This window comes from Stenotrophomonas sp., from assembly GCF_032061965.1.
Classification (GTDB): domain Bacteria; phylum Pseudomonadota; class Gammaproteobacteria; order Xanthomonadales; family Xanthomonadaceae; genus Stenotrophomonas.
Genome location: NZ_DAMBEF010000020.1, coordinates 66,602 through 76,053 on the forward strand (window position 1 = coordinate 66,602; position 9,452 = coordinate 76,053).

The following is a 9,452-nucleotide window of genomic DNA, read 5'->3' on the forward strand; positions in this document are numbered from 1 at the left end:
TGGCTTTGGCTTTGGCTTTGGCTTTGGCTTTGGCTTTGGCTTTGGCTTTGGCTTTTTCCCTTCTCCCGTTCACGGGAGAAGGTGCCCCGAAGGGGCGGATGAGGGGACGCTTTGGATCTTGCGGTAAAGCCCCTGCTGAGCATGGCTCGGCACTACAAGGTCCGCTTCGCTTTTTGCCTTGCCCCTTCTCCCGCTTGCGGGAGAAGGTGCCCCGAAGGGGCGGATGAGGGGAGCTTTGGGTTTTGCGGTAAAGCCCCTGCCGAGCATGGCTTGGCACTACAAGGTCCGCTTCGCTTTTTGCCTTGCCCCTTCTCCCGGTTGCGGGAGAAGGTGCCCCGAAGAGCCTGCCCCCGCGAAGGCGGGGGGGCGGATGAGGGGAGCTTTTGGTTTTGCGGTAAAGCCCCTGCCGAGCATGGCTCGGCACTACAGGTAAAGCCTGGCCGGATTGTTTGGAAGCCGCCGACGAGGTGCCTTACTTGCGGGCAGTGAAGATCGGCGTCAGGTAGTCGGCCTTGCCTTCGATGCGCTCCAGCGTCGGGTAACGCAGGCCATCGTGGTAGTCGATGCTCAGCGTGCGGTAGACATCCATTTCCTTGACCAGCAGGCGTACCGGCTGCTTGCTGTCCTTGGCTGCACGCACCGCTTCTTCCAGTTCGTCGGCGCTGTATTGCAGGTCATTCACCGCCAACACCTGCATGCCGGTGCCAACGCCGGCATTGAACGCGGCGCTGTCCCAACGCACTTCATTGACGTAACCGGCAGGGCTCAGCGACACACCCAGCGAATAGATGAAATTGGCGCCGCGGCCCTTCATCATCGCCTTGAAGTAGGCACTGGGCTTGTCCTTGTACACCAGCTTCCAGCCAGCGGCTTCGATGCCGCCAACCAGACCGGCGCGATGGTCCACGCGATCACGCAGGAACTGCGACCAGTCGCCGGTCGGCTGCACCTGCTCCAACGTCGCAGCGACGTCTTCGAAGGTATAGGTGTCCGGGCGTTCCCATTGGCCGTCGTTCTGGCCGAAGAAGGCCTTGGCGAAATCGTCCAGGCTGCGCTTGCCGCTGCTGAGCGTGCGCAGGCGCACGTCAGCCTCCAGCCATAGCATCTGCCCGCCCTGGTAGTAGTCCTCGCTCATCTGGTAGCCGCGGTAGGGCTTGGGCTTGCGGCGGGCGATCACCGGGTCGTTGGTGGTGTCGCCGAGCGAGCGCCACTCCAGGCCGGGGCGGTTGTCGGCATAGGTGGCCGCCACCATCGCCAGTGCATCGCGCGAGGCTTCCTGCGGGCGGATGCCGGCGCGGGCGGTCAGCACATTGCCCCAGTATTGGGTCTGGCCTTCGTATACCCACAGCAGGCTGCCCTGCATCGGCACGTTGTAGTTCAGCGTGGCCAGATCGGCCGGGCGGCGGTATTTGCCGTCCCAGGAATGGGTGTACTCGTGGCCGAGCAGATCGCTGCTACCGACCTTTGCATCCCAGCCGCTGAAGTAGTCGCGGTCTTCGCTGTTCTCGCTGGAGCGCTGATGCTCCAGACCAATGCCGCCAAGCTGGTTGGTCACTGCGAACAGGAAGTCGTAGTGGTCGTAATGCTCGGCACCAAACAGCTTGCGGGCCTGGGTGACCAGCGCGCGGTGCTGTTCGATGTGCTCGGGCTTGGCTTCCAGGTCCTTGGCGCGATCGGCAAATACATTCAGGCGCACCGGGCGTGTGCCGGCCGGTGCCAGATCGAACATGCGGTGGTAGCGACCGGCGAAGACCGGCGAATCAACCAGGATTTCGAGATTGGTCGGCGCGTAGTTGACGGTGTCGCCGTTACGGCTGGCCACGGTCAACGCGCTGGCCGCGTCCCAACCCTGCGGGTAGCGCGCACTGGCCTGGTAGGTGATGGCATGCGCGGCGTGGCCGGCCGGGTACAGCAGCATCGCGTTCCACTGCAGGTTGAGCATGTTCGGCGTCATCACCGTGCGGCCCTGCGCCGAGTCGGTGGGGCTGAGGAACTGGAAGTCCATGCGCAGTTCGCTCACACCCTCGGGCACCTGCACATTGAAGGTGTAGACATCAAGCGGGTCGCGCACCCAGTCCAGGCGCTGGCCGTTGCCGGTAACCACCAGGCCGGCGAGCTTTTCGATCTGGCCGCTGGGCGAATGGTTGCCCGGCAGCCAGGCCGGGTAATGGAAACGCTGCAGGCCTGCCTGCACCGGCACCGTCTGCCGTACCTTGAACACGCGCTGGCCCAGGTCGGTGGCATCGACTTCCAGGCGGATCGTGCCCGGATAGGCCGCCTCGCTGATCTTGATGCCGCGTGCATCCACGTCCGGCACGTCCGGCGCCGCGTTGGCCAAACCCATGGCGGCCATCAGGGCCAACCCCAGCACTGCAGGACGGAGCACATGCATCATCAACCTCTCGTTGGTCACAGAGGTCCATCATGCGCCATGCCAACCGCCGGTGACACGGGCCGTTGGTCATCCGCATGCACCTGTAGTGTCGAGCCATGCTCGGCAAGGCCTCATGCAGAAATCTGAATCACCCGCAATGCGATGGCGGGTAATCGATGTGTCTGCGCGCACGGTGTTGCTGCGAAAGCACGAATGCCTGCCGGTCCGGCATTCGTGATGTATGGCTTCGCGGCCTAAGCCGCTGCCGCTACTGGGTGCGGACGAAGATCTCCACGCGGCGGTTGAGCTGGCGGCCGCCGGGGTTGTCCTTGCCAGCTACTTCGTTCGGGGCTACCGGCTGAGACTCGCCGAAGCCATGCGCAGTGGCGTCCTTCGCCGCGCCGCGTTGCTGCAGGGCGGCTACCACCGCCTGTGCACGACGCTCGGACAGGCTCTGGTTGTAGTCGTCGCTGCCCTTGGCGTCGGTGTGACCACGGATTTCCATCGCGCTGTCAGGCACCTTGGCCAATGCGCCCGCCAGCACATCCAGCACCTTGCCTGCATCCGGGCGGATGTCGGCCTTGTCGAAGTCGAACAGCACCTTGTCGTTGAGGGTGATCACAAACCCACACGGCGCGCCCGATGGCTTGAACTTGTTCAACAGCGGGAACTTGCCGGCCGGCGGCAGTGGCGGCAGCGGCGCCATCTTCACCTCGCGCTCGACCGCGCCCACGCTGCCGCTGCCATCGCCACGGTTCTCGACGATGCTTTCCGGGCCGCCAATCCATTTGCCGGAGCCGTCGGCAGCGATCTCGATGCTGCCTTCGCCACCTACCCAACTGCCGGAACCATCCCCGTGGTTTTCGATGGTGCCGAAGGCGCCCACCCAGCTGCCCGCGCCCTTGCCGTCCAACTCGATGGTGCCGTACTCGCCCACATAGCTGCCGGAACCATCGGCGTTCACCTCGAACGTGCCGGCGCCGTTCACCACCTTGCCGCTGCCATCCGGGTTCACTTCCACCACGCCATCACCGGTTACCGCCTGGCCGCTGCCATCGGCGCCGACGTTGAACACGCCCTGCTTGCCAACGCGCTCCAGGTTGCCCTGCTCATCGACATTGGTGAAGCCGCTTTCGTTGACCAGGCCGCCATCGGTGGCGCAGTTGGCAGGCCGGACACTGATGCCGGCCACCGGATCGATCAATTCCTGCATCGAGCTTTCCAGTTGCTTCTGCGCCGGGCCCACGCCTTCGATGCTGGGCACCATGATCGGCGGGATCACCGGGAACTCGATGCTGCCTGCGGTAAGGACTTCCGTGGCCTGGGCTGCAGGTGCAGCTTCCGTAGTGGCCGGTGCCGATGGCGTTGCCGCCTGGTCGCTGGAAGGTCCACGCCCACAGGCGCTGGCCAAGACGGTGAAACAAGCCAAGCTCACGGCGGCAACACGCATGCAGCAACTCCCTTTGTGCGGAATGCGCATTTTTGCCAAGGCCTTGTTCAAGTTCCGTGACCGCCGCGCATTCACGCTGGGCTGCGCTCAGGTTTCATCCAGTGCCGCAAACGAGGCCGCCAGGTGATCGATGAACAAACGCACCGACGGCAGCAGGCCACGCCGCGAGGGAAACACTGCATGCACGATTTCCTTCGGCGGCGCCCAACCCGGCGCGACATTGACCAACTGCCCCGCATCCAGGGCCTCGCGGATGATCATGGTCGGCAACTGCGCCACGCCAACGCCGGCCACGGCTGCTTCGCGCAGCGCCAGCATGCCGCGCGTGATAAGGCGTGGTTGATGTGGCACGTCGGCAAGCGCGCCCTCCGGGCCGATCAGGTGCCAGACGTGTTCGCTCTGCGGCACGCCCAACGAAACGCTGGGCAGACGATGCAGATCGGCAGGCCCATGTGATTCGCCGCAGCGCTGCAGCAGCGAGGGTGCTGCAACCAGACACTGGGTGCGTTCGCCCAGCACCCTCAGCACCAGCTCGCTGTCCTCCAGCGGCGGCGGGCGCACGCGGATGGCGACATCGATACCCTCGGCGATGACATCGACGCGGCGGTTGGTGGCGTCCAGATGCACTTCCACATCGGGGCAGTGCGTCATGAAGTCGGCCACCATCGCCGCCACCCGGAAATCCAGCAGCATGGTCGGGCAGCTGACCCGCACCACGCCGCGCGGCTGCGAGCGGGTGACCTCGATCGACTCGGCGGCCGCCTCGGCTTCAACCAGCATCGCCCGGCAGTGGGCGTAGAAGGTCTGGCCGATCTCGGTGACCGAGAAATGGCGGGTGGAACGCTGGATCAGGCGCACCCCCAGGCGCTCCTCCAACACCGCGATGCGCCGGCTCAGCTTGGACTTGGGCTCGCCCAGCGCGCGCCCGGCCGGGGCAAAGCCGCCGTGCTCGACCACCTTTGCGTAGTAGTACAGGTCATTCAGGTCCTGCATTGCGGCCCCATCGTTCACCAAATGGGACTATGAGACCACTTTTTGCCGTCTACCGGCGTGATCGTCCCAAACCTAATCTTTGCCCCATCGCAGGCGCCGCCCCGGCGCCGCACAAGGAGCAGACAGATGAAGAAGATCAGTGGTCTGTATAGCGCCCCCCGCCCGCACTGGGTGGGTGATGGCTTCCCGGTCCGTTCGTTGTTTTCGTACAACACCCATGGCCGCCAGCTCAGCCCGTTCCTGCTGCTGGACCATGCAGGCCCGGCCGAGTTCAGCCCGGCAGACACCCCGCGCGGCGTCGGCCAGCATCCGCACCGTGGCTTCGAGACCGTCACCATCGTCTATGACGGTGAAGTGGCGCACCGCGACTCCACCGGCGCCGGTGGCGAGATCGGCCCTGGCGACGTGCAGTGGATGACCGCTGCCTCTGGCATCCTGCACGAGGAGTTCCATTCCGAGGCGTTCACCCAGCGCGGCGGCAAGCTGGAAATGGTGCAGCTGTGGGTCAACCTGCCGGCCAAGGACAAGATGGCCGCACCGGGCTACCAGAACATCAGCAATGCCGACATCCCGGTCGTACCGCTGGCCGATGGCGCCGGCACGGTGCGGGTGATTGCCGGCGAGTTCGGTGGCCAGCGTGGCCCGGCCCGCACGCACACCCCGATGGACGTGTGGGACCTGCGCCTGCAGCGTGACCAGCACACCGCGTTGCAGTTCGCCGAAGGCCACACCGTGGCGATGGTGGTACTGCATGGCACGGTGCTGCTCAACGGCAGCCAGGTGGCCCGCGAAGGCCAGCTGGTGCTGTTCGATCGCGCTGCCGGTGAAGTGGAAATGGAAGCCAATGCCGACGCCACCGTGCTGGTGCTGGCCGGCGAGCCGATCGATGAACCCATCGCCGGTTACGGCCCGTTCGTGATGAACACGCAGGAAGAAATCCGTCAGGCGATGGACGACTTCAACTCCGGCCGCTTCGGCCAGATTGCTGCGTAATCCGCCGATGACCGGATTCAACCACCCGGTCATCTTTCTCTCGCGCTGGCGTTGCCCCGTCAGCGCGACCCTGCCTCTCCCAGTGGTGAGATAGCCATGTATACCTTCCCTCAAGTAGCCAACTTCAACGGCGCAAAACCCGTCATCGATCCGGACAACGTCGCGATGCTGTTGATCGATCACCAGAGCGGCCTGTTCCAGACCGTGCACGACATGCCGTTCACCACCTTGCGCCGGCTGGCCTCGACCTTGGCCAAGCTGGCTTCGCTGGCAAAGATCCCGGTGATCACCACCGCCTCGGTGCCGCAGGGCCCGAATGGCCCGCTGATTCCGGAGATCCACCAGAACGCGCCGCACGCAAAATACGTGGCACGCAAAGGTGAAATCAACGCCTGGGACAACCCGGATTTTGTGCAGGCGGTGAAAGACACCGGCAAGAAGCAACTGATCATCGCCGGCACCATTACCAGCGTGTGCATGGCGTTCCCGTCGATTGCAGCGGTAGCCGAGGGCTACCAGGTATTCGCGGTGATCGATGCCTCCGGCACCTATTCCAAGCAGGCGCAGGAAATCACCCTGGCGCGGATGATGCAGGCCGGCGTCGTGGTAATCGACGTGGCCGCGGTCGCCTCGGAACTGCAGAAGACCTGGAACCGCGAAGACGCCGCCGAATGGGCGCAGGCGTACACCAACATCTTCCCCAACTACCAGTTGCTGATCGAGAGCTACAGCAAGGCGCAGGAAGTAGTCACCAACCACGAGCAGCTGGATTCGCAGCGCAGTTGAACAAGCCCCTCACCCTTCGGGGTGAGAGGGGCTGCTTGCGAACCACCGGTTCGCTGCCTCTCGAACGCCCTTGCGTCAGCGCAAGGGCCGGGGGCGAAGCGGGGGTTGGGGTGAGGGCAAACGAAGCCAACACTCGCTAACAACACGTGCATTTCAACGTTCAACGATGCATTGCAACCGCACCCTCATCCGCCCCTTCGGGGCATCCCCGCCTTCGCGGGGACAGGCTCTTCTCCCGGAGGGAGAAGGAAACACCAGGAGTTTTTCATGAGCAAGCCCTATACCCGCCTCAACAAAGACGATGTCGCCGTACTGCTGGTCGATCACCAGACCGGCCTGCTGTCGCTGGTCCGCGATATCGACCCGGACAAGTTCAAGAACAACGTGCTGGCGCTGGCCGACATCGCCAACTACTTCAAGCTGCCCACCATCCTCACCACCAGCTTTGAAGACGGCCCGAACGGCCCCTTGGTGCCGGAACTGCAGGCGCTGTTCCCGGATGCCCCGTATATCGCCCGCCCCGGCCAGATCAATGCCTGGGACAACGAAGACTTCGTCAAGGCGGTCAAGGCCACCGGCAAGAAGCAGCTGCTGGTTGCCGGCGTGGTCACCGAGGTTTGTGTGTCGTTCCCGGTGTTGTCGGCGCTGGCCGAGGACTTCGAGGTGTTTGTCGTCGCTGATGCGTCGGGCACCTTCAACAGCATGACCCAGCAGGCCGCCTGGAGCCGCATGGAACAGGCCGGCGCGCAGCTGATGACCTGGTTCGGCGTGGCCTGCGAGCTGCACCGCGACTGGCGCAATGATGTGGAAGGCCTGGGCGCGTTGTTCTCCAATCACATCCCCGACTACCGCAACCTGATCACCAGCTACACCAAGCTCACTGCCGGCAAGTAAGCCCGCAGCGGGAACGGGACGCCGCCTGTTCGCAGGCGGCGTTCTTGCATGAATACGCAGGCACTATCCAAAGGTCCAGTTCCGCGCATCGCCCTTGCCGCGCTACCGTCCCGGGGTTGTTTCCACACGGTAGTAGCCCATGCAATCCACCACCCGAGACACCGCCTCGGCGCGCTTCGCCATCCGCTGCGCGAACTTTGCCGAGCGCTGGTTCCCCGACTCCTGGGTGTTTGCCGCCCTCGCCCTGGCCGCCGTGTCGCTGGCCGCGCTGTCCATCGGCGCCGCGCCTACCGAAACCGCCAAGGCCTTCGGTGACGGCTTCTGGAGCCTGATCCCCTTCACCATGCAGATGGCCTTCGTGGTGATCGGCGGCTATGTGGTGGCCTCGTCCGGCCCCGCCTCGCACCTGATTGATCGCTTGGCGCGTGTGCCCAAGAACGGTCGCACCGCCGTCGCCCTGGTGGCCATCGTCTCGATGACCGCTTCGCTGCTGAACTGGGGCCTGAGCCTGGTCTTCGCCGGCCTGCTGGTGCGCGCCCTGGCCCGCCGCAGCGAGCTGAAGATGGATTACCGCGCCGCCGGTGCCGCTGCCTATCTCGGCCTGGGCGCGGTATGGGCGCTGGGCCTGTCCTCGTCGGCTGCGCAGCTGCAGGCCAACCCGGCCAGCCTGCCGCCGTCGATCCTGTCGATCACCGGCGTCATTCCGTTCACCGAAACCATCTTCCTGTGGCAGTCCGGCGTATTGCTGGCCGCGCTGGTGGTGGTGTCGTTGGTGATTTCCTACGTCACCGCGCCAGCCGCCAACTCCGCACGCGATGCCGCCGATTGCGGTGTGGACGTCACCACCGATGCGGCCCCGGCCAAAACCAAACCCACCCGCCCCGGCGAATGGCTGGAACACAGCCCGCTGCTGATCCTGCTGCTGGTGGCGCTGGCTGCGGGCTGGCTGATCCACGAGTTCAGCACCAAGCCGGCCATCCAGGCCATTTCCGGCCTGAACACCTACAACCTGCTGTTCCTGATGGCCGGCGCGCTGCTGCACTGGCGCCCGCGCAGCTTCCTCGATGCCGTGGCACGCGCAGTGCCGTCAACCACCGGCGTGCTGATCCAGTTCCCGCTGTACGGTTCCATCGCCGCCATCATGACCACGGTCAACGGCAGCGAAGGCCATAGCGTGGCGCACATCATCTCCACCTTCTTTACCCAGATCGCCAGCCACGACACCTATGCGCTGCTGATGGGCAGCTACTCGGCGGTGCTGGGCTTCTTCATTCCGTCCGGTGGCGGCAAGTGGATCATCGAGGCCCCCTACGTGATGCAGGTAGCCAACGACCTGAAGTACCACCTGGGCTGGTCGGTGCAGATCTACAACGCTGCAGAAGCGCTACCCAACCTGATCAACCCGTTCTACATGCTGCCGCTGCTCGGCGTGCTCGGACTGAAGGCCCGCGACCTGATCGGCTTCACCTTCGTGCAGCTGCTGGTGCACACGCCACTGGTGCTGCTGCTGTTGTGGGCGCTGGGTGCAACCCTGACCTACACGCCGCCTGTGATGCCTTGATGGCTCGCCGCAGTTGTTGAAAGCAAAACGCCACGCCATGCGTGGCGTTTTGCTTTTTGTGCAACATGCTGCGCCTAAATGAAAATATCTATTTGAGAAATCCGGAAATTCGAAAGATAGAATTATGATCGGAAGCAAAAATTCCGAGAATCAACATGAATGCAGACATGCATCCAAATCTCCTAGTCCTCTATCCTTTAAGGTGCCCGGAATAGATTCCATGAACATCTACATCACCAAAATCCCGATGGGCGATAGCCGCCGATTGGGAAAACAGACTAGTCAAGATATTCATAGCCAACCAACAGTTGGCTCTAAGAGAGTCACAGGAAGAATTTCATCTTGACGACGTCCCCCCAAGATTGAGTAGCACAACGGTTTGGAGTCCAATCCTCAATGAC

8 protein-coding genes are annotated in these 9,452 nt (G+C 63.8%); 5 read left to right on the top strand and 3 right to left on the bottom strand.

Annotation, left to right across the window (positions count from 1 at the left end):
• Window positions 1-472: 472 nt before the first annotated feature.
• From RT460_RS12090 to RT460_RS12100, 3 genes are all read right to left on the bottom strand, one after another.
• Entirely contained in the window at window positions 473-2,392 is a 1,920-nt protein-coding gene (locus RT460_RS12090) for a hypothetical protein (protein WP_313319216.1), read from the bottom strand.
• Between the two features lie 250 nt (window positions 2,393-2,642).
• Window positions 2,643-3,824 (bottom strand): OmpA family protein, encoded by a 1,182-nt coding sequence (locus RT460_RS12095; protein WP_313319209.1) that lies wholly within the window; start codon window positions 3,822-3,824, stop codon window positions 2,643-2,645.
• A gap of 87 nt (window positions 3,825-3,911) precedes the next feature.
• The gene (locus tag RT460_RS12100; protein WP_313319210.1) at window positions 3,912-4,817 is read right to left on the bottom strand and encodes a LysR family transcriptional regulator; all 906 of its coding nucleotides are present in this window, start codon (window positions 4,815-4,817) and stop codon (window positions 3,912-3,914) included.
• Window positions 4,818-4,943: 126 nt separating this feature from the next.
• Between RT460_RS12100 and RT460_RS12105 the strand changes: the two genes are divergently transcribed.
• The 5 genes from RT460_RS12105 (at window position 4,944) to RT460_RS12125 (ending at window position 9,397) form a co-directional block, all read left to right on the top strand.
• Window positions 4,944-5,810 (top strand): pirin family protein, encoded by an 867-nt coding sequence (locus tag RT460_RS12105; protein WP_313319211.1) that lies wholly within the window; start codon window positions 4,944-4,946, stop codon window positions 5,808-5,810.
• A gap of 96 nt (window positions 5,811-5,906) precedes the next feature.
• The gene (locus RT460_RS12110) at window positions 5,907-6,596 is read left to right on the top strand and encodes an isochorismatase family protein (protein ID WP_313319212.1); all 690 of its coding nucleotides are present in this window, start codon (window positions 5,907-5,909) and stop codon (window positions 6,594-6,596) included.
• A gap of 267 nt (window positions 6,597-6,863) precedes the next feature.
• Window positions 6,864-7,490 (top strand): isochorismate family cysteine hydrolase YcaC, encoded by a 627-nt coding sequence (gene ycaC, locus RT460_RS12115; protein WP_313319213.1) that lies wholly within the window; start codon window positions 6,864-6,866, stop codon window positions 7,488-7,490.
• A 139-nt stretch (window positions 7,491-7,629) separates the two neighbouring features.
• On the top strand, window positions 7,630-9,051 hold the full coding sequence (locus RT460_RS12120; protein ID WP_313319214.1) for a TIGR00366 family protein: 1,422 nt from the start codon (window positions 7,630-7,632) through the stop codon (window positions 9,049-9,051).
• 220 nt (window positions 9,052-9,271) lie between these two features.
• A complete protein-coding gene (locus tag RT460_RS12125) occupies window positions 9,272-9,397 on the top strand; it encodes a hypothetical protein (RefSeq protein ID WP_313319215.1) in 126 nt (41 codons plus the stop codon).
• Window positions 9,398-9,452: the final 55 nt, after the last annotated feature.

Bases quoted from the DNA above. Each gene is read 5' to 3' on its own strand.
- ycaC (WP_313319213.1), top strand. From the start codon at position 6,864: ATGAGCAAGCCCTATACCCGCCTCAACAAAGACGATGTCGCCGTACTG.
- RT460_RS12105 (WP_313319211.1), top strand. From the start codon at position 4,944: ATGAAGAAGATCAGTGGTCTGTATAGCGCCCCCCGCCCGCACTGGGTG.
- RT460_RS12100 (WP_313319210.1), bottom strand. From the start codon at position 4,817: ATGCAGGACCTGAATGACCTGTACTACTACGCAAAGGTGGTCGAGCAC.
- RT460_RS12110 (WP_313319212.1), top strand. From the start codon at position 5,907: ATGTATACCTTCCCTCAAGTAGCCAACTTCAACGGCGCAAAACCCGTC.
- RT460_RS12125 (WP_313319215.1), top strand. From the start codon at position 9,272: ATGAACATCTACATCACCAAAATCCCGATGGGCGATAGCCGCCGATTG.
- RT460_RS12120 (WP_313319214.1), top strand. From the start codon at position 7,630: ATGCAATCCACCACCCGAGACACCGCCTCGGCGCGCTTCGCCATCCGC.
- RT460_RS12090 (WP_313319216.1), bottom strand. From the start codon at position 2,392: ATGCATGTGCTCCGTCCTGCAGTGCTGGGGTTGGCCCTGATGGCCGCC.
- RT460_RS12095 (WP_313319209.1), bottom strand. From the start codon at position 3,824: ATGCGTGTTGCCGCCGTGAGCTTGGCTTGTTTCACCGTCTTGGCCAGC.